This is a genomic window from Streptomyces sp. NPDC060049 (assembly GCF_042736715.1).
Taxonomy (GTDB): domain Bacteria; phylum Actinomycetota; class Actinomycetes; order Streptomycetales; family Streptomycetaceae; genus Streptomyces.
This window is the reverse complement of the sequence record NZ_JBHWVV010000005.1, coordinates 429,004-454,511: the sequence shown is the minus strand read 5'-3', so window position 1 is coordinate 454,511 and position 25,508 is coordinate 429,004. Positions and strand designations below refer to the sequence as shown.

The 25,508-nt window shown below is 70.9% G+C and carries 20 protein-coding genes and 2 pseudogenes; 11 read left to right on the top strand and 11 right to left on the bottom strand.

Going from position 1 to position 25,508, the window contains the following annotated elements; translation table 11 throughout:
- Nucleotides 1-28: 28 nt before the first annotated feature.
- The 8 genes from rph to ACFWBY_RS12200 form a co-directional block, all read right to left on the bottom strand.
- Nucleotides 29-2,632, bottom strand: coding sequence for a rifamycin-inactivating phosphotransferase (gene rph, locus ACFWBY_RS12235; protein ID WP_385334866.1), 2,604 nt, complete (start codon nt 2,630-2,632; stop codon nt 29-31).
- Between the two features lie 304 nt (nt 2,633-2,936).
- Entirely contained in the window at nt 2,937-3,512 is a 576-nt protein-coding gene (locus tag ACFWBY_RS12230) for a hypothetical protein (RefSeq protein ID WP_385334864.1), read from the bottom strand.
- 132 nt (nt 3,513-3,644) lie between these two features.
- Nucleotides 3,645-4,448, bottom strand: a complete 804-nt coding sequence (locus tag ACFWBY_RS12225; protein WP_385334862.1) for an SGNH/GDSL hydrolase family protein — start codon at nt 4,446-4,448, stop codon at nt 3,645-3,647.
- Between the two features lie 477 nt (nt 4,449-4,925).
- Nucleotides 4,926-5,615 (bottom strand): hypothetical protein, encoded by a 690-nt coding sequence (locus tag ACFWBY_RS12220; protein ID WP_385334860.1) that lies wholly within the window; start codon nt 5,613-5,615, stop codon nt 4,926-4,928.
- Between the two features lie 90 nt (nt 5,616-5,705).
- Nucleotides 5,706-6,668 carry a 2-hydroxyacid dehydrogenase gene (locus ACFWBY_RS12215; protein ID WP_385334858.1) on the bottom strand — a complete coding sequence of 321 codons (963 nt, stop codon included), beginning with the start codon at nt 6,666-6,668 and terminating at the stop codon, nt 5,706-5,708.
- Nucleotides 6,669-6,770: 102 nt separating this feature from the next.
- Nucleotides 6,771-9,173 carry a SpoIIE family protein phosphatase gene (locus tag ACFWBY_RS12210; protein ID WP_385334856.1) on the bottom strand — a complete coding sequence of 801 codons (2,403 nt, stop codon included), beginning with the start codon at nt 9,171-9,173 and terminating at the stop codon, nt 6,771-6,773.
- A 202-nt stretch (nt 9,174-9,375) separates the two neighbouring features.
- Nucleotides 9,376-9,645: a hypothetical protein gene (locus ACFWBY_RS12205; protein ID WP_385334854.1), complete on the bottom strand. Its 270-nt coding sequence runs from the start codon at nt 9,643-9,645 to the stop codon at nt 9,376-9,378.
- Between the two features lie 283 nt (nt 9,646-9,928).
- Nucleotides 9,929-10,861 (bottom strand): LysR family transcriptional regulator, encoded by a 933-nt coding sequence (locus ACFWBY_RS12200; RefSeq protein WP_385334852.1) that lies wholly within the window; start codon nt 10,859-10,861, stop codon nt 9,929-9,931.
- 98 nt (nt 10,862-10,959) lie between these two features.
- Here ACFWBY_RS12200 and ACFWBY_RS12195 point away from each other — a divergent pair, with 98 nt between their 5' ends.
- The 9 genes and pseudogenes from ACFWBY_RS12195 (at nt 10,960) to ACFWBY_RS12155 (ending at nt 19,428) form a co-directional block, all read left to right on the top strand.
- Entirely contained in the window at nt 10,960-12,237 is a 1,278-nt protein-coding gene (locus ACFWBY_RS12195; protein WP_385334850.1) for an MFS transporter, read from the top strand.
- Nucleotides 12,238-12,474: 237 nt separating this feature from the next.
- Complete coding sequence (locus ACFWBY_RS12190; protein WP_385334848.1) at nt 12,475-14,085, top strand: phospholipase D-like domain-containing protein; 1,611 nt, start codon at nt 12,475-12,477, stop codon at nt 14,083-14,085.
- 234 nt (nt 14,086-14,319) lie between these two features.
- On the top strand, nt 14,320-14,775 hold the full coding sequence (locus ACFWBY_RS12185) for a hypothetical protein (protein ID WP_385334846.1): 456 nt from the start codon (nt 14,320-14,322) through the stop codon (nt 14,773-14,775).
- Between the two features lie 144 nt (nt 14,776-14,919).
- Entirely contained in the window at nt 14,920-15,711 is a 792-nt protein-coding gene (locus tag ACFWBY_RS12180; RefSeq protein ID WP_385334844.1) for a DUF2785 domain-containing protein, read from the top strand.
- Nucleotides 15,708-16,126, top strand: a pseudogene (locus ACFWBY_RS12175) (hypothetical protein). The gene ACFWBY_RS12180 and the pseudogene ACFWBY_RS12175 overlap by 4 nt, the downstream one beginning before the upstream one ends.
- A pseudogene (locus ACFWBY_RS12170) lies at nt 16,123-16,392 on the top strand (MarR family winged helix-turn-helix transcriptional regulator); the annotation flags it as partial. The pseudogenes ACFWBY_RS12175 and ACFWBY_RS12170, both read left to right, overlap by 4 nt.
- 132 nt (nt 16,393-16,524) lie before the next feature.
- Nucleotides 16,525-17,331, top strand: coding sequence for an MBL fold metallo-hydrolase (locus tag ACFWBY_RS12165; RefSeq protein ID WP_385335006.1), 807 nt, complete (start codon nt 16,525-16,527; stop codon nt 17,329-17,331).
- A complete protein-coding gene (locus ACFWBY_RS12160) occupies nt 17,331-17,762 on the top strand; it encodes a nuclear transport factor 2 family protein (RefSeq protein WP_385334842.1) in 432 nt (143 codons plus the stop codon). The genes ACFWBY_RS12165 and ACFWBY_RS12160 overlap by 1 nt, the downstream gene beginning before the upstream one ends.
- Nucleotides 17,763-17,958: 196 nt before the next feature.
- On the top strand, nt 17,959-19,428 hold the full coding sequence (locus tag ACFWBY_RS12155) for an MFS transporter (protein ID WP_385334840.1): 1,470 nt from the start codon (nt 17,959-17,961) through the stop codon (nt 19,426-19,428).
- A 99-nt stretch (nt 19,429-19,527) separates the two neighbouring features.
- Here the strand turns inward: ACFWBY_RS12155 and ACFWBY_RS12150 are convergent, their stop codons facing one another.
- Nucleotides 19,528-20,664: an amidohydrolase family protein gene (locus ACFWBY_RS12150; RefSeq protein ID WP_385345070.1), complete on the bottom strand. Its 1,137-nt coding sequence runs from the start codon at nt 20,662-20,664 to the stop codon at nt 19,528-19,530.
- A 26-nt stretch (nt 20,665-20,690) separates the two neighbouring features.
- Nucleotides 20,691-21,995 (bottom strand): cytochrome P450, encoded by a 1,305-nt coding sequence (locus tag ACFWBY_RS12145; protein WP_385345073.1) that lies wholly within the window; start codon nt 21,993-21,995, stop codon nt 20,691-20,693.
- Nucleotides 21,996-22,179: 184 nt separating this feature from the next.
- Between ACFWBY_RS12145 and ACFWBY_RS12140 the strand changes: the two genes are divergently transcribed.
- The gene (locus ACFWBY_RS12140; protein ID WP_385345076.1) at nt 22,180-22,764 is read left to right on the top strand and encodes a hypothetical protein; all 585 of its coding nucleotides are present in this window, start codon (nt 22,180-22,182) and stop codon (nt 22,762-22,764) included.
- A 45-nt stretch (nt 22,765-22,809) separates the two neighbouring features.
- On the opposite strand, the gene ACFWBY_RS12135 is transcribed toward ACFWBY_RS12140, so the two are convergent.
- The gene (locus ACFWBY_RS12135; protein ID WP_385345079.1) at nt 22,810-23,775 is read right to left on the bottom strand and encodes an endonuclease/exonuclease/phosphatase family protein; all 966 of its coding nucleotides are present in this window, start codon (nt 23,773-23,775) and stop codon (nt 22,810-22,812) included.
- Nucleotides 23,776-24,566: 791 nt separating this feature from the next.
- On the opposite strand from ACFWBY_RS12135, the gene ACFWBY_RS12130 reads away from it, so the two are divergent.
- Nucleotides 24,567-25,397, top strand: a complete 831-nt coding sequence (locus ACFWBY_RS12130; protein ID WP_385345082.1) for a 2OG-Fe dioxygenase family protein — start codon at nt 24,567-24,569, stop codon at nt 25,395-25,397.
- Nucleotides 25,398-25,508: the final 111 nt, after the last annotated feature.

Sequence of the window (25,508 nt, the reverse complement as noted above, 5' to 3'; positions counted from 1 at the left end):
GGGCGCGGCGGCGCCGCCGTCCGGTCGGTCACGACAGGATCTCGACGTACCCGTCGGTTCCGTGCACACGGATCCGCTGCCCGTCCCGGATCCGCCGGGTGGCCTGCTCCACGCCCACGACGGCCGGCAGACCGTACTCCCGGGCGATCACCGCGCCATGGGTCATCAGACCGCCCACCTCGGTCACCAGGCCCGCGATCGCCACGAACAGCGGCGACCAGCTGGGATCCGTGAAGGTCGTGACCAGGATGTCGCCCTCTTCGAGGTCGGCCTGCGCCAGGTCGTGGATGACGCGGGCCCTTCCCTCGATGGTCCCGGCGGAGACCGGCAGGCCGATCAGGGCGCCGGCCGGCACGTCGTCGCGCCGGTACGCCCCGGTGACGGCCTCACCATCCGAGGTGAGCACCCGGGGCGGCGTGAGCGCGTGGTACGACCGGAACGCGTCCTTGCGCTGCTCGATGAGCCGGCCGTCCACCCGGCGCGAGCGCACGACATCGTGCAGTTCCTGGAACGTGAGGTAGAAGACGTCCTCCTTCTCGGGGAGCACGTCGGCCTGCACGAGGCGCCCGGCCTCCTCCAGCAAGGCCTGCTTGTAGACGAAGTAGCGGCTGACGATGCCGTACTTCGGGTACTCCCGGTACCCGATGAAGGTTCGGACCCGGTCGATCATCCGCGCGGCCTCCTCGGCCTTCCGGTCCCCGTCCGGCAGGGCCCGCAAGCGGGACAGCACCTCCCCTTCCTTCTCCCGCGCCTTCCGCCGTCCTTGCTCGAAGCGCCGCTCGGCGGCCCCCGGTTCGAAGTTCCTGACGTTGTCGAGGATCACGGGCAGGAGCGTGCTGGGACGCTCGCGCCAACGCGGCCTCGTGATGTCGATCTCGCCTACGCAACGCATGCCGTACCGGTCGAGGTAGGCCTCCACGGCATCGCGCGCTTCGGCCCCGCCCTCGAGCTTCGCCAGCTCGTCCAGGAAGCCCTCGTCCTCGACGCCCTGGAGGAACGCCACCACCTCTGGCCACGGGCGGATCACGTCCGCGACGTCGAGCAGAGCCAGTCCCATCTCCGAGGTGACGTTGCCGGGGGCGGACAGCGTGAGCGTGTCAGCCGCGTTCTTCTCGCCCAGCCACTCCAGCAGCTTGTCGTTGAGCCACCACGTCGCCTCCATCCCCGCCGAGATCACCTGATGGCTCAGCGGATCACCGAGGACTCGCTTGTGCTCCTCGAAGGCCTCCAGTAGGAAGTCGAACAGCGCCGGTCCGCTCTTCGTCCGGATGTCGCGCTCCAAGGCGGCGATGGACACCCGGCTGCGCTCGACCAGCTCGGTGACGATGGCCGGATCGGTCTCCACCGGGGCGGGCGCACCCCCGGCCGGCGGCCCGCCGGGACCCGTGTCCGGGAGCGACGGGACGAAATCGCCGCGGTCGAGGACGGTCTCCAGAGCGTCCCTGATCAGCGGATCGCCTCTCCCCAGCAGGTCCAGGAGGCCGTCGCGGCTCGCGGGCGAGGCCAGGCGCCGGGTCACGTCGACGAACAGCCTCCCGCCCGCCTCGTGCATCGGCACCATGGCCGTCAGCTGCCACATGGAGAACCCCAGGGGCCTCATGGGGTCGGTCATCATCTGCCCGTGGCCAACGGAGACGTAGACGTGGTTGTCCTGGTCGCCGTTTTCGGAGACGGGGACGGGGAACAGCGTCGTGATCGGCCGGCTCTGAACGATCCGGAAGTCGTCATCGACCAGGCACCATTCGATGTCCTGCGGGCAACCGAAGTGCGCTTCGATCCGCCGTCCGAGCCGCACGAGCCGCACGACCTGCGCATCCGTCAGCGCAGGCTGCTCCTGCTGCCGCGGGTCGATCGCCACTTCGTGCGTACCGCCGGCCGGCAGGGCGTGGACGGCACGCTCTTTGGCGGCGATCGTCTTGGCGACGACTTCGCCGTGCCGCACCGTGAAGACGTCCGGGTTCACCAGGCCGGAGACCAGGGCCTCGCCGAGGCCGAAGCCGGCGTCCACGGTGGCGACCTTGCGGTTGCCCGTGACGGGGTCGGCCGTGAACAGGACGCCTGCCGCGTGCGGGAAGACCATCTGCTGCACGACCACCGCCATCTGGACCGTACGGTGGTCGATGCCGTTGTGCCGGCGGTAGGTCACGGCCCGCTCGGTGAAGAGCGAGGCCCAGCACCGGCTGACGTGCTGGAGGATCGCCGCCGGTCCCACGACGTTCAGGTACGTGTCCTGCTGGCCGGCGAAGGAGGCCGTCGGCAGGTCCTCCGCCGTCGCGCTGGACCGGACGGCGTAGGCGGCTCGCTCGCCGGACCGGGCGAGCGCGCGGGTGATCGCCGCCGCGAGGTCGCCCGGGACGGCGATCCCTTCGATGGTCCGACGAACCTGCGCGCTGAGCGTGCGGACCGCCTCCCGGTCGTCCGGGCTCACGCGCGACAGCTGATCGAGCAGATCGTCGATCGACGGCTCTTGCGCCATGACCCGCCGGAAGGCGTCCGTCGTCACGCAGAAACCATCCGGCACGCGGATGCCTTCGATCCGCGACAGCCGGCCCAGGTGCGCACCCTTCCCGCCGACGACCGCGACCTGCGTCTCGTCCACCTCGTGGAGATCCCGCACGTACTGCTCCGTCATGGCGCTACCTCCGAGGCTGCCGTGCTCTGTTGCGCTGCGGTGACCGGTCGAATCCCCGGCGTCTCCCACCCTGTCCAACTCTTTGTCGAGCACGTCCTCATCCTTGTTCGCCCTGCATGAGTTGATCATTCTGCGCCGTGCCCGGGGTCTTGCGGCAAGCCCCCCAGCGCGCTATAAATTGAGAGAGGCAAGGAGAGATCTCTCCTTGCCTTTGTGTTTTCCCGATGCACGGGAACGTCCGGAACGGTCTGCCCGGACCGGAGGTCCGGACAGACCGCTCAATTTTCACGCGGAGGGCTCCGGCTCAGCAGCCGCCGCAGTTGTAGAACGTCACGTCCCAGTGGTTGCCCTCGTCGGCGTAGACGTTGCCGGCGCCGGACTTCCACTGCGGGGCGCCGTCACCGCGTACCCCGATGTAAGTGAACGTGTTCTTGATGTAGTTCCCGACGCACGTGTACTTGCTGAAGTCGAGCTTGTAGCCGTTCCAGTGCGAGTAGGTGCCGCCGGCGTGACCGGTCTCGGTGCCGCCGGTGATGTTCAGTGCGCAGCCACTGGCGCTCTTGAGGGTCTGGGCGCCCTGCGCCGTGGCGAGGTTGAGCTGGTCGAAGGACGTACAGGTCGCATTGTTGCGGTTCGAGCAGCCGCCGGACGATGACCAGGTGATCCCGGAGCCGCGGAACATCGAGGTCGCGGTGGCGTGGCTGATCTTGGTGGCCGCGTGGGCGGCGGTGGCACCGCCGACGACACCGACGCCGGGGGCGAAGAGCGCGCCGAGGACGAGGGCGAGAGCGGTGAGGACGGAGCGGAGTGCGTTTCCTCGTGGGCGGTTGGTGGCCGCGTGGCCGGCCCGGGGAGTGGGGGATGCCTCGGGGAACGTCATGGGCTTTCCTCCTGGTGCGGATTTCTGCGGGGGACGGGTGCGCTGGTGTGCGAGGTGCCGAGCGGTGGACCCCTCGGTCTACCCGCGTCGACTCATGGGCGCGGAAGGCCCTGGGATGCGGCGCTCGGAAGGTCACACGGCGGAGCGGAAGGCCGGGAGGTATCCGCCGGAGTGGCCCGCGGCCGTGGGGTGGTAGCTGTTGGAGACGGGCACGGAGACGCTGTGCAGCCAGGCGTTGCCCGAGCAGATCTCGTGGCCCGTGAACTCGTCCACGACGCTGGAGTACGAGAATCCGGCGTTGGCGGCCTGCTTGGCGAGCATGCCGTTGAGGGCGTCGCTGCCCCGGTTGATCGCCGCGCGCTCGGTCTCGCTCAGGCCGGCGACGCAACCGCCGTTCAGTTGGTAGAAGCGCGGGTAGCCGAGGACGACGACGTGAGCCTGCGGCGCCTTGCTGCGGATGGTGCCGTAGAGGGACGAGAGGCTTCCCGGCAGGGTGTTGTTGATCTGCGCGATGGCGTTGTTCACCGCGTTGACACAGGTGGCCTCGCTCTGCAGGACGCAGGTCTGCATGACGTTCGCGAACCCGACGTCGTTGCCGCCGGCGGTGACGCTGACGAGCGTGGTGGAACTGTTGAGCGGGGTCAGCTGGCCGCTCTTGACCGTACCGGTCGTCGCCCCCGAACAGGCGGTGAAGGAGAACGAGGCCGGGGCGTTGGCCGCCGCCCACAGGGACGGGTAGGCCTTGCTGCTGCGCTGGCAGTTGCCGCTGTCGGACAGGTAGCTTCCGGCGCCGACCCCTGAGGAGTAGGAGTCACCGAGAGCGACGTAGCGCTCTCCGGCCGCCGTGGCGGCGGAGGCCTGCTGGGTGAGTCCCAGGGTGGCGGCCGCGAGGGCCAGCAGGACGGGCAGAACTCTTCTCGTGATTGTCGTGCGCATGACAGGTAACTCCTTGGAGTGTTGTGGGGAACAGGAGTTGTTGAAGCGTCACTCTTCTAGCAGTGAGCGACGCCTTCGCGATAGGCGTGCGAAGCGGATTGTTGCTGTGCGCTCGGCTGGGACGCCGAGCCCTTGCACCGCCGGGTCCTGGCGGACGGTCGGCGCCGTGGCTGCCTCCACGGCACGCTCTGGCCGATCGCGATGCGACCGTTGACGGGCGTGCCGGCGGTGGCCGGGACTTGTGAGTTGGTTGGGCCCGACACTTCTAGCAGCATCGGAGTACCCGTGAGTAGCCCCCGCGTGAACAGTGGTCCGCTATGCGGGCATATTTTCTCCGCGCGTAGATCTCTGTCGACCGGCTCGGATGCCGAGGGGGTGAACAGGGGGGGCGAACAGGGGGGAACAGACCTGCGCGCCGCCCGCGTTCGGGGCTGCGCACGCACACTCCGGCCCGAACGAGCCGAACCCGCCCGGCCGTTACGCGAGGACGTTGACGGCGCGGGCGACCACCAGTCCGAGGATGAGCAGGGAGAGGAGGGCCTGGACGCTCATGGCGATCTTGGCCCAGGGGGCCAGCGGCATGACGTCGGTGGGGCTGAAAGCGGTGGCGTTGGTGAGTCCGAGGTAGAGGTAGTCGATGAAGCGGGGCCGCCAGTCGGCGCTGCTCAGGCCGGGGTTGAGCTGCAGGGGGAAGGCGAGGGCGGGGCTGGGGGGCATGTGGTGGGCCCGGGCCGCGGACCCACCGCTGTCGAGCTCGAAGTACAGCAGGGAGAAGGCCAGGACGGTGCAGGCCCACACCGTGCCGCCGGTCTGCAGCAGGCTCGCGGCGGAGTCGGTTTCCTTCCCGCCGTGGACGATGTCGTCGACCAGGCGGGCGGTCGACCAGACGGCGCTGAGTGACAGGGCGCCGACCAGGGTGATCGAAATGGTGCGCATGACGTTGGAGCGCCTGTCGATCCGGCCCGGGTCCCCGGCGATCAGCGCCAACAGGAGCAGCCCTTCGATGGCGGGGAACACCCAGCGGGGTGCCAGCCGCAGGTCGTCGGGGAGCAGCAGGGTCAGCACCATCGCGGCTACGACGGCCGCGGCCATCGGCCACCGGGGCTCGCCGCGGCTCTCCTCCTGCCGGGCGCTCTCGGTCGGCTCCTGAGTGTGATGTGCGGTCATGGGCGAGCCCTTGGGGTCAGGGTGCGGTGTGGATCGCACCGATGAGTCCGGGGGACGGCGGACGGTCTTGGCGGGTGACCGGTGCGGGTGTCAGGGCTTGCGGTGTCGTACGACGTTCTCCAGGGGCTCCCCTGCGAGGTGGTGGAGGACCTGGGTGCGGATCAGCCGTAGTGCCCGCGGCAGGAAGGCGGAGCTGTTGCCTCCGACGTGGGGGCTGATCAGCGTGTTCGGGGCCCGCCACAGTGGATGACCGGCCGGCAGGGGCTCCGGGTGGGTGACGTCGAGGGCCGCGTTCAGCCTGCCGGCGGTGAGTTCGGCGAGCAGTGCCCCGGTGTCCACCACGGGGCCCCTGGAGACGTTCACCAGCAGGCTGTGGTCCTGCATGAGGGCGAGGAAGCGTGCGTCGACGAGGCCGCGCGTCTCCTCGGTGAGCGGGACGGTGAGGATCACCACGTCGGACCGGGGCAGGAGTGCCGGCAGTTCGTCCAGTCCGTGGACGAGGCCGCGCGGAGCAGAGCGGGCCCTCCGGGCGACTCGTAGGACATCGCACTCGAACGGGAGGATCCGATCCTCGATCGCTGAGGCGATGGAGCCGTACCCGACGAGCATGACGGTACGGTCGGCCAGCGCGGGGCGGCGGTCGCTTCGCCACTCCTGCGCGTCCTGGGCGCGGACGAAACCGGGGAGGCCTCGAAGCGACGCGAGAGTCAGTGTGACAGCCAGTTCGGCGGTGCCGGCGTCGTGAACGCCCCTGGCGTTGCACAGAACGACACCGCCGGGAACCTGCTCTACGAGGTCCTCCACCCCCGCTGACAGGGACTGGACCACTCGAAGTCGCGGCATGCTCGCGCACACCGGTACCGCGGCATCCGCGTAGCCGTAGGGGATGACGAAGAACTCCACCCCGGCGAGGCTCTCGGCGCCCGGCGGGCTGCCGGCGCCGTCCCACACCGCGACGGGCAGGCCATCGGGGAGGCCGCCCACCTCTGACGCCGGATACGGCAGCAGGAGGCGGGCGGCGCTCTGGTCGGAGGGACGGTCCAAGGAGCTCACGGCCCGAACCTAGACCACGGTCGGCGGGTGCCGGGCGAGACTCGACTTACACCAGCCGCAGGCTTCCCTTTCGGGTGAAGGCTCCGGCCGCACGATCGAGGCTCATGCGTCGCCCAGGCCCCGTGGGGGGAGTGCTTGTTCCGTCCAGATGGTCTTGCTGTTCTCTCCGAAGCGGACGCCCCAGGCCTGGGTGAGTTCGGCACAGATGAACAGGCCGCGGCCGCCCTCGTCACTGGTCTGCGCATGGCGCAGGTGGGGCGAGACGGGGCTGGAGTCGCTGACCTCGAAGGCGAGCGTGCGGTCGCCGTTGATCAGGCGGAGCGTGAGCGGAGGGGTTCCGTAACGCACGGCGTTGGTGGCCAGCTCACTGACGATGAGCTCGGTGGTGAGCGAGAGCTCGTCGAGACCCCATGCGGCAAGCTGGCGCCGCGTGCGTGCTCGGGCGGTCGCGATGGCAGCGGGATCCGGCGGTAGCTCCCAGGTGCAGACCCGGCCGGGAGCAAGTGCCTGGGTCCGCACCAGGAGCAGGATCGCGTCGACTGCCGGGGGAGAGCCGGGGACCGTGCGTACGGCCTCGTCGCACAGGTCGTCCAGCGATCGCCCGCTGTCGGCGAGGACCTCTCTGAGACGGCCCTGGCCGGTCGGGCCGTCGTCACCGCCCGCGCGGAGGAACGCGTCGGTGTGGAGAGCGATGACGCTCCGCTCGGGCAGGTGCAATCGCGCACAAGCGAACGGGGATTCCTCGCCGCTGCCCAGGGGCGGGGCGACGGGGACGTCGAGTGACTCGGTGGTCCCGCCGGGATGGGCGATGACCGGTCGCGGGTTGCCGGCGACGGCGAAGGCGCAGCTCAGGTCGAGGGGATCGTAGACCCCGTAGAGGCAGTGGACGAGCAGCCGCCGGTTCCGCAGGGGGTCACCGGACGGCAGGCCGGCGCGTTCGGACGCGAGCCGGCCGACCGTGTCGTCGAGACGGGCGAGGAGTTCGTCCGGTTCCAGATCGAGGGAGGCCAAGGTGTGGATGGCGGTCCGCAGCTGGCCCATGGCCATCGCTGCGTGGATGCCGGTGCCGACGACGCGGCCGACGGTCAGCGCGATCCGTGCGCCGGAGAGCGGGAACATGTCGAACCAGCCGCCGCCGGCCTCGACCGACTGGTGGAAATGGGCGCTCTCCGCAGCGGACTGCGGTTCCGGGTGCGAGGGCAGGAGGCGGCGTTGCAGGGTCAGGGCGATGGTGTGTTCTCGTGTGTAGCGACGGGCGTTGTCGATGTGCAGCGCGGTGCGCGCGGACATCTCCAGGGCGAGCCCGAGGTCCTCGTCCACGAACGGTTGGCGGGGAGGAGAACGGTAGAGGCTGAGCGTCCCGCAGACGCCGTTGCGAAGGGTCAGCGGCGTGACGATGGCGGAATGCGCGCCCGATCGGCGTGTGGTCCGCGACGCCTGCGGGTCGGCGTCGGCGACGTCCGGGTGGTAGGTGACCAGATGGGGCCGCAGATCGGTGAGGGACTGCAGCCACGCGGCCGGAAAGCGGAACGAACCGGTGTCCACGCTCAGGGAGTTCCGTTGACCGTCCGCCGCGGCGAAGGCCATGCGCCGCAGGGGTACGCCGGGTCCGACCGGCGCCGGGGGGAAGTCCTGGCCGTGGACCACGGGGTCCAGCAGGTCCACCTCCGCGGCGTCGGCGAAGGCGGGTACGAGGACATCGACGAGTGCGGCGCACGTGGCGTCCAGGTCGAGGGACTGCCCGACGCGCTCCCGCGCGGTGTTGAGGACCCGTTCGCGGGCCAGGGACCGCTCGCGGGAGGTGACGTCGACCACCGCCGTGGAGGCGCCCAGCACCCGGCCGTCGGCGTCCTCGAGCCGGAACACGGAGACGGAGTAGACGTGTTCGCGCTCCGGGTCGCTGGGCGGACACGCGCGCACGAGCCGGTTCAGCGCGGGCTCGCCCGTGGCGAGCACGTCCCGCACCATCGCCTCCGTCTCGTCGGGGTCGGACAGGCGGAACATCTGGTTGAGGCGGAGCCCGAGCAGACGCGCGGAGTTGAGACCGTTCATTCCTGAGGCCGCGGTGTTCACGCGCAGGACGCGCAGCTGCGGGTCCAGCACCTGCATGCCGATCGGTGACTGGGTGAACAACGCGTGCAGCAGTGCCTCCCCCTGCCCGTCCGCGTCGTCCGCGTCGTCCGCGTCGTCCGCGCCGGCCTCCTCGTCGTCCGGCAGGAGCCGGTCCACGCTCCAGCCCGAGTCGCCGTCCTCCAGCGTCATGGGCCGCACCACGAGTCCCGAAGCCGCGGAGGTCCGGTCAAAACGACCGCCGACATGGGCGTCGGCAGTGGCAGCGGTATCCGTATCGGCGTCGGCCAGTGGCCATGACTCTGCCAACAGCTCCGCGACGGGACGGCCGAGGGCTTGGAACGCTTCGTGGCCGAACAGGGACTCGGCCTCCTGGCTCCACGCGACGACGACACCCGCTGTGTCGACTACGAGCAGCGCGTCGCGGGATGCCATGGGCCGCTCGCCTCCACTGTTCGTCCGCCGAGGATGGGCAGGTCGGCCGGGCAGCTCGGTCCGCCCGGCGGGGTGCCCGCGTCCGGACACGTCCCTTCAGAGTGCCTCCCTCCGGGGGAGGCCGCACCTCGGTGAAGGAGCCGGCACGTTCGTCCGTACTCCTGCCGGGACACACCCGCCGGTGCCGGGGGTCTCGCGGCTGCTACTTCGGAGCCATCCGGCATGCCTGGGCAGCGACGTCCTTGGAGATGCCGGCCGCGTCGAGGCTGCCGGTGCAGCTGGTCTGGTTGCCGATCTGACCCTGGTAGCACGCCTGCCGGACGGCGTCGGTGACCTGCGCGTTCTTTTGCGTTACGTGTTGCTCGCAGGCCTGGCTGTCCGCTTGGGCGGCCGGGGCGGCGAGGACGAGGCCGCCGACGGCGAGGGCCAGGCCGGCAAGGAGGCTGGGGATACGACGAGCTGACGAGCGCATGCGGACACACCTGCTCTCTCGGTCGGTCACGCGATCCGCGATGCGCCGGACCACGGGCGGGGGCGGCGCGGAGCAGGCACTCCAAGGGGCGACCGGCTCGGCGCATCGGTCACCCTCGCCCTTCCGACGCTAGAGCACGGCATTGGCGCACGCACTCCAGGCCGCCCGAGCGATCCGGATCCGCCGGAGCGGGTGCGGGAGGCGGGGGGCCGGGCCGGGCCCGCGAGGTGTTGAGGCGGCCGACGCCGAGCACGGCTACGTCTTCGACCGGCACTGACGCACCTCATCGAACGACCCAGTCCGGCGCCCAGGTCCCGAGGGCGTCGTGGCCGCCCGCTGTGGTCGCGAGGTGGGCGCGGAGGGTGGCCAGCGCCGGGTGGGGATTGTCGCGGTGCCAGAGGAGCGAGTGGGGGTAGACGGGCGTCGGGTCGGTCACCGGGATGCGGCGCAGGCCGTGGCCGGCGGGCCATACGAGGCGGGAGTCCGCGCCCATGAAGGTGGCCAGGGCAGGGGTGTCGGCGACGGTGTCGAGGAGCGCGTCGGAGCCGAAGTTGGGGCCGGTCGCCTCGATGGTGAGGCCGAATGCGGCGACGAGGTCGTGGTAGTAGGCGGCCCACTCGGTGCCGGGGGCGAGGCCGGGCATCCAGATCCGGTGCCCCACGAGTTGTGCGACCGTCACCGACCGGGCGCCCGCCAGCGCGTGAGCGGGGCCGGTGAGGAGCTGGAGCTTCTCGTCGAGTACCCGGACGGACGTGATGTCCTCGGCCAGGGGATGTCCGGGCGCGGCCACGGCGCGGAAGGACGCGTCGATCGCACCGGACCGGATGGCGGCGACGGCGCTGTCGATGTCGAAGAGCATCACCACGTCGAGGTCGATCTCGGGGTGTGCGCGGTGGAAGCCGCGCATCAGCGCCGACTGCGCGCTGCGCGAAGCGATCACGTCGACGCGCAGGGGCCGGCGCCCGGCGTGCACGGACTCGGCCGCGCGCTCGGCCACGCGCAGCAGCTCGCGCGCGTGCGGGAGGAAGGCCTGCCCGTCGATGGTGAGCTCGGCGCCGCGCGCGGTACGGGTGAACAGCCGCACGCCGAGGTCGCGCTCGAGCGCGGCGACGCGTTTGGAGACGGCCTGCTGGGTGACGCCCAGCTCGGCTGCGGCTACCTGGAACTGCCCCGCGTCGGCGGCGGCGACGAAGGTGCGGACGGCGTTGAGGTCCATGCCGAGACCGTACCCGCACAACCGATGGTTGTGCAGGAAGGACCTCACGGTTGTTTGACCATCGACGATGCCGCGCGATTCGATGACGCCTGTAGCGGATGGGTTGTGGGGTGGGGGAGGGGGCGGACGTGCGGAGCGGACACCGGCTGGGGCGACGGTTCGGATGGCTCTGGGCGGCGTACGGGACCAGCGCGCTGGGCACGTGGCTCGCCTTCGGCGCGTTCCCGCTGATCGCCATCGAGGTGCTGGACGCCGGACCGGCCCATGTCGCCGCCCTCGCCTCCGTGGGGGCCGCCGTGGGCGCCGCCGTGGCGGTGCCGCTCGGACCGTGGGTGGAATTCCGACACAAGCGGCCGGTGCTGATCACGATGGACCTGGTGCGGTGCGCCGCCCTGTTGACGATCCCCGCCGCGTTCGCCCTCGGCGCGCTCACCTTCCTCCAGCTCCTGCTGGTCACGGTCGTCGTCGCGGCGGCCGACATCACCTTCCGTGCCGCGTCCGGGGCCTACGTGAAGACGCTGCTGCCGGCCGAGGACCTGCTCGTCGCCAACGCCCGGTTCGAGTCGACGGCCTGGATGACCACGATCGTCGGGCCGCCGCTGGGCGGCGCCGCGATCGCGTTGCTCGGCCCGGTGGCGACGGTGGTGGCCGACGCGGTCAGCTACCTGCTCTCGGCCCTCGGCATCCGGGCGACCGGCAGCGGCCACGAGCCGCCACCCGGGCGCCGGGAGGCGGCGCGCATGAAGGCAGGGGATCTGCTCGACGGCTGGCGCTTCGTCTTGGCCGACGCCACCCTGCGTCCACTGTTCTTCAACACCACCGTGTTCAACGGTCTGGTGATGGCCACCCAGCCGCTCCTGGCCGTCCTGATGCTCGGACCGCTCGGGTTCCCGCCGTGGCAGTACGGCCTGGCCTTCGCGGTCCCCTCGATCGGCGGGCTGCTCGGTTCGCGGCTGGCCCGGCCGCTCGTCACCCGGTTCGGGCGGCACCACGTCCTCGTCGTGTCCGGGGTGCTGCGCGCGCTCTGGCCGGTCGGCCTCGCCTTCGTGGGGGCGGGCGCCGGCGGGCTGCTGCTGGTCATGGGTGTCGAACTCGGGCTCATCTTCTGTTGCGGGGTGTTCAATCCCGTCTCGGCCACCTACCGCCTCGAGCGCACCGCGACCGACCGCGTCGCCCGCACGCTGTCCGCCTGGGCGGTGACGGCCAGGGCCTCGACCGCGCTCCTGACGGCCCTCTGGGGCGTACTGGGCGCCCTGCTCGGTCCGCGTACGGCCATCGGCCTGGCCGGCGTGCTCCTGCTGGCCACCCCGCTGCTGATCCCCCGCCACGCGCCGACGCCCCTCTTCGAGCCGGAACCGGAGCGGAGCCCCGCCTGACGGGCATCACCGTCGGCCCGGTGTCCGGTCAGGAACGACCGGCGCGTGCGCCCCTTCCCCAGCCTCCCGCACCGGCGCCGGTATGTGCCGACGGGCGTCCCGGCGCGTGTGGCCGGAACTCGCCCGAGGTGGGTGAACAGGCGCCTACGCGCTGGTAACTTGCACGAGTTGATCATGGTCGGAGCGTTGGTCGACCACGCTCCGGCCAGAGCCACCCCCCTCAGTCAAGGAACCACATTGGCACGCAGCATCCGTACGACGGCCGCCCTCGTCTCCACATCGGCCCTCGCCCTCGGCTTCTCCCTCCTCGGCGCCACCACCCCCGCCTCCGCCGCGGACGCGCCGACTCCGCACCTCGACTCGATCGAGCAGACCCTGCGTCAGGTCTCGCCGGGCCTGGAGGGATCGGTCTGGGAACGCACCTCCGGCAACCGGCTCGGCTCGTCCAGCCCCGGGGCCTCCGACTGGCTGCTCCAGACGCCCGGCTGCTGGGGCGATCCCGCGTGCGCCGACCGGCCCGGATCGCGCCGGCTCCTGGACAAGATGCGCCAGGACATCGCCGACGCCCGGCAGACGGTGGACATCTCCACGCTGGCACCCTTCCCCAACGGCGGCTACCAGGACGCGATCGTCGCGGGCCTCAGGGAGTCGGCACAGAAGGGCAACCGGCTGAAGGTGCGCATCATGGTGGGCGCCGCGCCCCTCTACCACTCCACGGTGATCCCGGCGTCCTACCGGGATGAACTGCTCGCGAGGCTGGGCCCGGCCGCCGCGGGCAACATCACCCTCAACGTGGCCTCGATGACCACCTCGAAGACCGCGTTCTCCTGGAACCACTCCAAACTCGTCGTGGTGGACGGCAGTTCGGTCATCACCGGCGGCATCAACAGCTGGAAGGACGACTACCTCGAGACCTCCCACCCGGTGAGCGACGTCGACCTCGCACTGTCCGGGCCCGCCGCGGGCTCCGCGGGCCGCTACCTCGACTCCCTGTGGGACTGGACCTGCCGCAACAAGAACAAGTGGAGCGCGGTCTGGTTCGCCGCCTCACCCGGCGCGGACTGCATGCCCTCCCTGCCCCGGCCCGCCGCTCCCCCGGGCGGGGGGAACGTGCCCGCGATCGCCGTCGGCGGGCTGGGCGTGGGCATCCTCCAGAACGACGCCGCCTCCTCCTTCCGCCCGGTCCTGCCCACGGCCGACGACACCAAGTGCGGGATCGGAGTGCACGACAACACCAACGCCGACCGGGACTACGACACCGTCAACCCGGAGGAGAGCGCCCTGCGCGCCCTCGTCTCCAGCGCGACCTCGCACATAGAGATCTCCCAGCAGGACGTGCACTCCACGTGCCCGCCGTTGCCCCGCTACGACGTACGCCTCTACGACGCACTCGCCGCGAAGCTCGCCTCCGGCGTGAAGGTCCGCATCGTCGTGAGTGACCCGGCGAACCGCGGCACGATCGGCAGCGGCGGCTACTCGCAGATCAAGTCGCTCTCCGAGGTGAGCGACGCCCTGCGCGGCCGGGTGACCGCCTTGACCGGGGACGGCGCCCAAGCGCGCGCGGCCATGTGCCAGAACCTCCAGCTGGCCACGTTCCGCGCTTCCGACCAGCCGACCTGGGCGGACGGCAAACCGTACGCCCAGCACCACAAGCTCGTCTCTGTCGACGGATCGGCCTTCTACATCGGCTCCAAGAACCTGTACCCGTCCTGGCTGCAGGACTTCGGGTACGTCGTCGAGAGCCCGGCCGCGGCCGGACAGCTGAAGAGCGACCTCCTGGACCCGCAGTGGCGGTACTCGCAGGCCACCGCGACGTACGACTACGCCCGCGGCCTCTGCCAGGGCTGAGGCGTTCCCGCAGTGGACGGCGCTGACCGCGGGTCCTGGTCGGTCAGCGCCGGTGCGGTCGCGAGGCGATCCGCGTTCACGTGTGGTCCGGCGCCACCAAGCCGGCATGACGCGGCCATGGTGGATTCAGATCGGGAACACCCTGCGTTCTGATGGCATGTGAAATATCACATGCCATAAGCACCGGGCAGTAGCCCGTACATGGTGCTCCGTCACGAAAAGGGATGACCCACGATGAAGCGCTTAGCCCTGCTCGCGGCCAGTGCCGCAAGCCTTGCCGCCTACGCGATCACCCCGGCCCACGCGGCCGCCCTGCAGGCCGACACGATCGGGACCGTCACCTCCTGCGGGGACTCGCGCCTCCAGGCGGGCCTGGCCACACGGGTGTGCGCCGAGATCACCGGTACCACCGTCGAGATCTACGGAACGGTCGGACTTGCCGGCCCGCCCTCCCCGGGCAGCCCGCTGCCCGCCGCGCAGGAGCTGTTCACCACCTTGTCCGCGGAGGTCGTCGGCGCCGCCGCGCCCCAGACGCAGGTCAAACCGGTCGTCTTCACCTCCGCGAACCTCGAGGTACGCGGTCTCGTCGGCACGGCCACGTGCGGCTCGACCGTCCGCGGCACCTTCGGCGTGACCACGTTCCCCTGGGCGGCCAATCCGGTGGTCCACGAACTCGCGATCACCTGCTGAGGCCTCGCGCTCCTGCTTCCGGCCGGGCGGTTCCCACCCTTGCGCCCGCGGTGAGCACGACGATGCCGGCCGCGACGGCCACCGTGCCGGCAGCGGTACCGAAATGCGCGGCGGAGCGCGGCGGTGGGGGCTAGTCTGCCCGTCATGATCGACTGGAACGGCATCGAAGCCGCAGACTGCGCCGTGCCCGCCGACCGCCCCTTGGAAGAACTGGTGCAAGGGCTCTCCCTCGCATTGGCGGATCCCGATCCCCTGATCCGGGACGGAGCGGCCTACGGCGTCCTGTCGACCTGGATAGCCGGGGGAGTGATCGACACACCCCGGCGGCTGGCGCTGGGAGACGAGATGGCCGCCCGCTTCTTCGACGGGGAGGTCCAGGCACGCACGTTCGCCCCCCTCGTGCTCGACATGCTATTGGACAAGGGGGATCTCAGGGCGGACTGGGTGGCCGCGTTCGAGCGCTGGTACCCGAACGAGAAGGACCTCCGCGGCCACGACGAGAAGCTCGGCTGGCTCCACGCGGTTGCGCACGGCGCGGACCTGCTGGGCCGGTTCGGGTGCCACCCCGAGGTGGCACCGGTACGGATGCTGGACCTCGCCGCCGCCCGGCTGACCGCGCACACCGATCACGTATTCGACCAACTGGAGGACGACCGTCTGGCAAAGGCGGTCGCCCGCATCCTCGTCCGGCCCGACATGAGCGAGCGCGACGCGACGGCGTGGCTGGACCCGATCGGCACCTGCTTCGGAGCCGATCGCATCGTGACCCCGGTTCCCGCGCACCTCACCAACTGCCTGCGCACGCTGCGCATGCTCTACGTCCTCGCGGACCGGGGCGTGCGACCGACCGCCGAGTCGGAGCCACAAGCCCTTCACCACCGTGAGGCAGTCAAAGCCCGCCTGGCCACGGTCCTCGACCTGATCGTCAAGCGGTGACGGGCAGGGATCCCCGCATACCCCGCCTGCGCCGCAAGCCGGCCGCGATCCCGTTCCAACCGCTGCGCAGTCACTCCTTCGGGAAGAGCGACACGAGTCGCGTCCGTGCGGCCCGGGGCCCGCACCACTGAAGCCGCGGGGCGTTCCCGGTTCCCGCCTCTTCCTCCACGTCGTCGAAATGGGCTGCACCGACGTGTGCGTCATCGCGGTGACCGGTCCCCTCACCGGCCGCGTCCTCGTGGGGAACAGCGACGGGCACTGGGGCCCCAACGCCCCCTCCGCCACCGACTTCCTCGACTGGTACGAACGCCGGCTCGACCACATGAGTGCCGGACGCGACAACAGGGCCCTGGAACTCACCTCGCCCCGACTCCGCGCCCATCCGAACCGCCATCGCATGGCCCCGATGATCTGACCTTCCGCAACGTGCAGGGGGTCGCGGGACGTCTGGAGCATCTGCTGGGCGGTGCGATCGGGGCGGAGTTCGCAATCAGTCATCCGATGTACGAGGTACTGCTGATCGTGGGCCGGGCGGGTGGCAAGGGGCCGCCGTTGGGGGCGATCGCGCACGAGCGGGTACTGACCACGGGTGGGATGACGCGGCTCGTGGACCGGATGGAGACGGCCGGCCTGGTGGAGCGGGCCGACGATCCCGCGGACCGCCGGGGCAAGCCGGTGCGGCACGTGGCGACGATCCCCCCGCGACGATCCCCCCGCGACGGTCCTCGCCGTCGCTCACGCAGCCGCCGCCGGCACTCCGGTCCGGCCGCCCTCGACCCGGTGCGGAACCGACCTCATACGAAGGGCCTGATCATGAGCACTCTCGACTTCAAGGTCATCGACCTCGACTTCCCCGTCGGCTCGAAGAACAAGACCGCCACCCTCATCACGGGTGAGACCGACGCGTTCCTGATCGACACCGGCTTCACCCGCGCCGACGGACACCGCTTGGCCGCCGCGATCCTCGACTCCGGCAAGAAGCTCACCACCGTCTTCATCAGCCACGCGGACCCCGACTACTACTGGGGCGCCGAGGTCATCGCGGACGCCTTTCCCGACGCGCAGATCGTGGCGACCCCGGTCGTCATCGAGCACATCACTGCCGCTTACCAGGGCAAGCTCGCCGCCTGGGAGCCCGTCGGCGTCAACCGGCCGACCCGCCTGGTGGAGATGAAGCCCCTGACCGGCGACATCCATTTCGAAGGCTTCCGCTTCGAGCTCAAGGCCGCCTCTCCCGCGCTCCCCGACCGGCACTATCTGTGGCAGGCGGAGCACCGGGCCGTCGTCGCCGGTGTCCTGACGTTCCAGCAAGAGCACGTGTGGGTCGCCGACACCGCCACCCCGGAGCTCCGCGCGGCCTGGGTGAAGGCCCTGGACGAGATGGCCGCACTCGACCCGGTCCTGGTCGTCCCCGGCCACCGGCTGCCCGACACCGCCACCGACGCCACCCCCATCACGTACACCCGCGACTACCTCACCGCCTTCGAGACCGAGCTGGGCAGGGCCGCCGACGGCCAGGCACTGACCGACGCCATGACCGCCCTCTACCCGGAGGCGGGCATGCTGATCGCCGCCCAGCTCGGCGCGAAGGTCGCCAAGGGCGAAATGACCTGGGGCTGATGTCGATGAACCAGAACACCGGTACCGACCCCGCCGTCTCCACGGCTCCCGCCGATGTGGTGCGCCGCCAGTACCTCGCCTCCGCGGCCGGAGACCTCCAAGCCCTGCGCGCCACCCTCGCCGACGATGTCGAGTGGACGGAGATGGCCGGCTTCCCGCTGGCCGGCACCTACCGCACTCCCACCGGCGTCACGACAGCGGTCATGGAGCGTCTGGGCGCGCAGTGGGACGACTGGACCGCCCACGACGACACCTACGTCACGGAAGGCGAGAACGTCGTCGTCCTGGCCCGCTACACCGCGACCAACAAGGCCACGGGCAAGCCGGTCGACGTACGCGTCGCCCACCACTTCATCGTCCGCGCGGGACGCATCGTGCGGTTCGAGCAGTTCGTGGACACCGCGAAGGTCCGCGACGCCATGACCGCCTGAGCGGTCCTCCGTACCAACCGGTGAACGCCGCCGGCTTCCGGGGCGGTGGCGCGGGCGTCCCTGATGGCGGCCGCCGCCTGGCCCGGGCGGGCGGTCACCCGGTTGCCGCACGCCTGTGACGGCGGTCCTGTGCGGGGGCAGACATCCGGTTGGGGTTGTTTCCGACCCGAGCCCGTCCCTGCCCCTGAGGAACCACATGTCAAGTGCTCCGCCCGCCCTCAGTACCGACCCAGGACCGTCGACGCGCCGCGGCGGCCGGACGGCGATGATCCTGGTGATCGCCTGCGCGGCCCAGTTCGTGGTCGTGCTGGACGTCTCGATCGTGAACGTCGCCCTCCCGGACATGAAGGCCTCCCTCGGCCTGAGCCCGGCCGGGCAGCAGTGGATCGTCAACGCCTACACCCTCGGGTTCGCCGGTCTGCTGCTCCTGGGCGGCCGGGCCGCCGACCTGGTCGGCGCCCGCCGCACCTTCCTGGCAGGGCTCGCCACCTTCACCGCCGCGTCGCTCGTCTGCGGACTCGCCGCCGACGGTGCGACGCTGATCGCGGCCCGAGCGGTCCAGGGCATCGGGGGCGCGGTCCTCGCCCCCGCGACCCTGACGCTGATCATGACGACCTTCACCGAGCCCCGCGCCCGCACCCGTGCGATGGGCGCCTGGAGCTCGGTCAACGGCGTCGGCGGCGCGGCCGGTGCGGTGGTCGGCGGGCTCCTCACCGAGTACACCGGTTGGCGCTGGGTGTTCTTCGTCAACGTTCCCATCGGGATCGCGATCCTCGCCGCCGCGCTCCTCTACGCGCCCGCCGCGCGCGGCAGCCACGGCGGCCTGAGCCGCCTGGACCTGCCCGGCGCACTGTCGGTCACCGTCGGCCTGACCGCCCTGGTCTACGGGATCATCTCCACGATGAGCTCGTCCTGGGCCTCCCCCCACGTCTGGGCGGCCCTCGCTCTCGGCATCCTGCTCCTGGCCGTCTTCGTCGTCATCGAATCGAAGGTCGCGTCCCCGCTGGTCCCCCTCGCCGTCCTGCGCCGCCGGACGTTGGCCATCGCCAACCTGGTCATGATCGGTTTGGGCTCCGCGATGTTCGCGATGTGGTTCCTGCTCTCGCTCTACATGCAGCAGGTCCTCGGCTTCAGCGCACTGAAGACCGGCCTGTGGTTCCTGCCCGGCTGCCTCGCGGTCATCGTCGGCGCCCGGACCTCCACCCGCCTCGTGCGCCGCACCGGCCCGCGCCCCCTGCTGGTCACCGGCATGGCCATCAGCACCTTCGGGTTCCTGTGGCTCTCGCGCATCGCCGCGGGCGGCTCCTTCACCACCGACGTGGCCGCGCCCTTCGTGCTCTGCGCCCTCGGTCTGGGACTGTCCATGCTGCCCGTCACCGCCGCGGCCACCACCGGCATCGACCGGCGCGAAGCAGGACTGGCTTCCGGGCTGGTCAACACCTCCCGCCAGATCGGCGGCGCACTCGGCCTCGCGATCCTCGCCGCCATCGCCTCCCACGCCGCCGGCCGCCACTCCGGCCCCGGCGTGCAGGCCCTCACCGCCGGCTACGCCCAAGCCTTCCTCTTCGCCGCCCTCTTCACCGCTTGCGCGGCCTTCGGCTCCCTCTTCCTCCCCGGCCGCCCCGCTCCCGCGAGCTCCGGCCCCACGCCTGGCGGGACGCGATGACCGGTTCGTAGGCCCCGCGCCCGTACACGCCGAACCCCGCTCCGCGGCCGCGGAGCGGGGTTCGGCGTGTACGGGGGGCCGGTCGGGGCCGCGTCGAGGTCAGACCGTCGCCAACTGCGGAATCAGACGCAGGGCGTTCTCGCGGTAGATCCCACTCAGTTGCTCGGGGGTGAAGGCCGGGTCGGCCTCGAGAGCGGGGAGCGCCAGGTCCATGACCGTGTCCGCGGGCGCGGCCGGCCAGTCGGTGCCGAAGAGGATGCGGTCGGCGGGCACGTGGGCGAGGAGCGTCGCGGCCGGCGCCATGGGCCCTGCCGTGTCGTAGAAGAAGCGCCGCAGGTGGTGGCCGACGGCGGCGGGATCGACCGGCGGGTCACAGAACCGTCCGAGGGCCTGTAGTCGAGGGGCGATGTACGGCAGGAACCCGCCGGCGTGGGGCAGGATGACGGAGATGTCGGGGAAGCGGTCCAGCGTCCTCTTGCTGATCATGTTGACGGCGGCCCGCGTGGTGTCCAGCAGGAAGTCGCACATGAAGTTGGGGATGCCCGGAACCGTCATCGCCCCGGGCCGGCCACCCGGCAGATGGTGCGGATGGGTGTCCACCACGGCCGAGAAGTCGTTCAGCTCGGCGAAGATGCGGTCGTAGGCGGGGTCTCCGAGGTACACACCCCCGTAGTTGGCCGTCACGTTCACGCCGACGGCACCGAGTTGCCCGAGTCCGCGGCGCACCGCCCACGAGGACGCTTCGAGGTCGTCCAGGAACAGCGGGACGTAGAACGAGAACCTGGCCGGATGCGCCTGCGCCACGTGCATCATCGAGCGCAAGGTGATGTTGATGGCTTCGCGCAACTGCGCCGAAGAATGGTAGCGCGCCGGCAGCATGGGCTTGAGCACGGCCGTCTCGATCCCCGCGCGGTCCATGAAGTCGACCGAGTCCTCGGCGCCGAGGTGCGCCCATCGGGGCAACTGTGCCGGATCGATCAAGCCGTGCTGCGCAGCCCACTCGCGCCATTCCGGCGCGCAATAGTGGTGATGCATGTCGATCTTCGGCTGGGCTCCGTGGACGTGGACCGAGCCCGGGGGCGCGTCACCCTCTGCCACGCGTAGGTGTTCACCGGCGGGGGGCGCGTCGCCCCCGGCCGTGCGTACGTGTTCACCGGCGCCCACGGCGGAGACCGCCAACTCCTCCGCGGACAGGTCCTCGAAGTTCAGGCCGGAGGTGTTCCCGGAATTCAGCATGCCAATCCACCGCCCGTCGGGTTCGTTCACTTCACGGAGACCGTCGGCGGCAGGGCGAGATCCCCGGCCGGCCGAGACGGCTCCAGGACGAGGTGGAGCCGCTCCAGCCCCCGGAACGCCGCGACGGGGCCCTTGAGCCACGCGCCCCCGCTCTCCTCCTCGTCGGCCAGCTCCATCTCGGGGAACTCCCGGAGCAAGCAGGCGAGCGCGATCTCGAGTTCGAGCCGCGCCAGCGGGGCTCCCAGGCAGTAGTGCGTTCCGTGCCCGAAACCCAGGTGCGTCCCCTGGAGCCCCTCGCGCGTGACGTCCAGGACATCGGCGGACTCGAACTTCTCGTGGTCGCGGTTCGCCGAGGAAATCGCGATCTGGACGAGAGCGCCCTTGGGGATCACGGTTCCCCGGATGTCGGCTTCCTCGGCCGCGTACCGGAACGTCGAGGTCTCCACCGAGCCGTCGAACCGTACGAGTTCCTCGACCGCGCCGGGGATCAGGGACGGATTCCTGCGGAGCTCCTCCAACTGGTCGGGATGGAGGAGGAGGTCGAGGACGGAGTTTCCGATCTGGAACGCCGTGGTTTTGTGGCCGGCGAAGAACAGGACCCACATCGACGCGACCAGATCGGCGTCGTCGAGGGCTTCCTCCGCCGTGATGAGGTCACTGAGGAAGCAGTCGGACGGGTTGGCCCGCCTGTGGGAGACGATCTCTCCCAGGCGCTTCTGCAGCCACTGCTCGGCCGCCTTCAGTTCCGCCTTCAACTCGGGGTTGAACCTGGACCGCGTCACCACCCCGAGCTGCCCGAGGATGTCCGGCCGGTCGGCCTCCTCGATCCCCATCAGTTCGCACAGGACCGCGATGGGGAGCGGGAACGCCAGGGCCGACATCAGGTCGACCGTGTTGCTCTTGCGGCATTCCCTCAGGAGGGCCTCGGCGATCTCCGTGATCCTGGGTCGCAGGGCTTCCACCCGCCGGGGGGTGAAGGCACTCCTGAGGACGCGGCGCAGCCGCGTGTGGCGCGGCGGGTCCGAGAACAGGACGTTGTCGTCCAGCGCGTCGAAGAAGCTGCCGAACACCGCGTGGTACGTGTCGATGGCTCCGCGCATGTTCTTGCTGAAGCGCCGGTCCGACAGGGCGTCCCGGGCGTCCTCGTAGCGGGTGATGAGGTAGGTCTCGACCCCGTGAGGGGGCGTCAGCCGGCACACCGGAGCCTGCTCGCGCAGGGTGGCGTACGCCGGATACGGGCATGCGCGGAACTCCGGCGCACCCCTGGACACGGCCGACACGAGATCCTGCGGCGCTTGGCCGCCGGTCGGTGCCGCATTCTGCTGCGTCATGTTCCGCGTCCTCCGTGGCATCGGTGTTCTGTGGACTGGACACCGGTTCCCCGTGCGGACCGCTCGCGAAACGGTCCTTGGTTCGTTCGAGGCAGGGGGTCAGCCGTCCGGTCCGGCCGTGTGGCGGGGCGGGCGGCCGCGGGACATCCTGCTCGCTACGAGCCCGCCACCGAGGAGTCCGCCCATGGTCCGCAATCCCGTCCCGGCCCTCGCAGCCGCCGCCACTCTCGTTCTGGCGGTCGCCGCCGTCCCGGCCTCGGCGTCCCCCGCCGGCATCGACGCCGGCAGGGCCGCCGCAGACCGGGCGACCGCCTACCGCGCGACCGCCCCGTTCCATCGGCACGCCGCCGCCGTGAAGGCGGGCTACGTCCCGGACAAGTACTGCATCGTGGACCGGGCGGGGGCGGGCGCTCTCGGCTACCCGCACTTCAACCACGCGTACGACAACTCCGTCGACCCGGCGAAGCCTGCCGCGCTCTACTACGAGGACGACGGGCGCGGGGGCAAGCGCCTCGCCGGCGTCCAGTGGCTCGTCTACGACCGCGATCAGAACACGGGGACGGACGACGACCGCCCGAAGCTGTTCGGTCGGGCCTTCACCGGCCCGCATCTCGGCCACTTCCCCGGCCAGCCCGTCCACTACGCCCTGCACCTGTGGCTCTGGAAGCAGAACCCCTCGGGACGGTACGCCGCGTACAACCCGGCGGTCGTCTGCCTTCCCGGCACCACCCGGCCGACGCCCCCGCCGGGCGTCCGCCTCCCCGGGTAGGAACAGCACGAGGGCATCGGGTCTGCCGGTAGGAAAAGGCGCCCGTCACACCGCGTGTCTCACCCCGGTGAGGACGGGTCGGTGGTCACTGCCCAGGTCGGGCAGGACGCTGGTGGTGGTGGCCTCCAGGCCGCGCAGGAGCACGTGGTCGATCCGGACCACGGGGAAGGCGGCCGGCCAGGTGAAGCCGAAGCCTCGGCCCGCGAGTTCCTGTGCGGGCTCGAGGTGCTCGGTGAGGGAGGCCAGACCCCGGTCGTACAGGCTGCCGTTGAGGTCGCCGAGCAGCATCATGCGGGGGGCCGGATCCTTGGCCACGCGGTCGGCCAGTTCGGCCGCGGCGGCGTCGCGGGCCCCGATGGCGAAGCCCTCGGTCGCCCAGACCCGCACGGAGGGCAGGCGCACCGTGTAGATGGCGGTGTCGCCGCCGGGGGTGCCGGCGACGGCCCGTATCGCGTGTGGCCAGGGGCCGCCCAGGTCCAACGCCTCGACCTCGCACAGCGGATAGCGCGACCACAGGCCGAGGGTGTTGTGGGTGGCGTGGTGGGGGTACGCCCGGGCAAGTGCCTTCTCGTACGCGGGGACGGCCGGCAGGGGGACCTTCTCCAGGGCGACGACATCGGCGCCGGTGGCGATCACTTCCCGGGCGACGGCATCGGGAGTCGTGCGGGCTCCGCCGACGTTGAAGGTCAGGGCCTTGAAGTCGCTGACCCCCGCGCGGGGCGGCGGCGCCGTCAGGGTGGGTACGAAGACGTAGCCCCAGGCCAGCAGGGGCACCAGGGCCGCGGCCCTGCCCAGACGTGTGCCTCGTGCCGCCGCCCACAGGAGGAGGACGGCGATCGCGATGCCGAACCACGGCAGGACGGTCTCGGTGAGGCTGCCGAGATTGCCCGGTCTGTTGGGCAGGAGCTGAGGGAAGAGCAGGGCTACGGCGAGCAGGAGTGCGGGGACGGCGATGCGTGCGGTGTGACGGGGTCGGCCCCCCGAGCCGTCCCGCCGTGTACTGCGGGTCATGAACTCTCGCTTTCGCTTTCTTCCACAGGCCGGTGACGTCGCCGCTGAAGAAGGGCGGGTCCGCCACTGGCATCTGCCATCACCAGGGGGGCGGGTCAGGCCGCGTGCGCGTCGTTGCCGAAGGGATCGGCGCAACGGCCCCGGGTGATCGGGTACTTGAGCCGGCGGTGCGCTGGGTCCGGGGAGGCGGTTCGACTCGATCGCTCAACCGCTCAACCGCCGCTCAACCGCTCAACCGCTCGATCGCGTAGGACTCGCACGGTGCAGCCCGCCGTTGCCGCAGACCACGAGGAGGCTCCGGATGGTGGCGAGGAGGGGATGCTGTCGGCGGGTCCGCTGCGCAGAAGTACTCAAGGCCGGCGTGCGTCGACTCGAAGGCGAGGGCGTCGGCACGGTATTTCGGGCCGAGCCCGACCAAGCTGGAGCGGGCACCACAGCGATCGCCGTCCAGGCGCTCACTTTGCGGGTCGCCGCGATGACTTCGGCCGCTCTCCGGTGATATCCCGATTTCTTCCTGTTGGATTCAGATAAGAAGGCGCAACCATCGGAAGGGGAATGCTGCCCCTAGGTACACTGATTACCTCCCGCGAATACGGACGCGGTTTGTCCCGCGCCCCAGCCACGGTAAACGACGGGCAATGCGATTACAAAGTCGGAGAAATGGTGCATCGGTGAGTGACCCGTGCTCCGGCGGCGGCCCCGGTCGTGCCGGTGGTGGGCGTCCGTAAGGTCTCCGTAGGTCGACGGCACGGTGCTGGAGGCGAACCGGATCTGATCTGTTGGAGGAATACGTGGAGAAGACCCAGCCCCACCGGCGACCGCTCTCCGGCGCGGGAGGGCAGGCCGACGGCGTGAACGGCCTGCGGGAGCGCGGGTTCGCCCGCTACGGCCCGGAGGAGCTCGGCATCGACCCGGCCGGCTCAGCCGCGGGGGACTTGGCGGGGATCCGGGACGTCTTCGCGGATCTGCCGCCTGACCCGCACGCCCCCGGAACGAACCGGTTCCGCCGGTACTCCCATGCCGTGTACCTGCCGTGGAAGGACGAGCTGTCCTGGATTCCCGGAGTCCCCGACCCGGTGCACGGTACGGTCACCGAGTACTTCCAGGACGAGCACGGCTCTGAGTACCCGCGGAGGCGTCGGGCTCTTCCCGACATTCCCGAGGCGGTGCGCGACAACCCTCTGCTGCTGCGACTCCTGCGCTGGGACATCGAACAGATCCTGCGGCTGAGGGACCTGGAAAGGCGGCCGCTGTGGGCCGGCGTCCACCTGATCAAGCTCGGCGTCGACCATCCCGGCCGGGTCGCCATCTCCTCCCCGGACTGCCTCCACCAGGACGGGGGCTCGGCGAGCACGTTCACCTTCGCCCACCTGATCAGCCGTACCAACGTCACCGGCGGGCAGAACGTCATCGCCGGACCGGACAGCGCGGGACTCCAGCCCGAAGACCCGGCGGCTGACATCCACGCCCGCTTCACCCTCACCGGCCCCCTGGAGGGCTACGCCGTCCACGACCACAGGGTCAGCCACTACGTCGGCCCGGTGCGTGCGGGTACGGAGTCGGGCCCGGGCGAGCGCTGCATCCTCATCGTCGGCCTCGCGCCGTACGTCCCCCAGCTCTGACACCGGTCGCCTGAACACGAACGGCGGTCCTCGCCATCCGTGATCGGATGGCGCGGGCCGCCGGAGGTGGGAGAGCCCGGGGGCCCGGCGCACGTGGCCTTGGGGGGGACG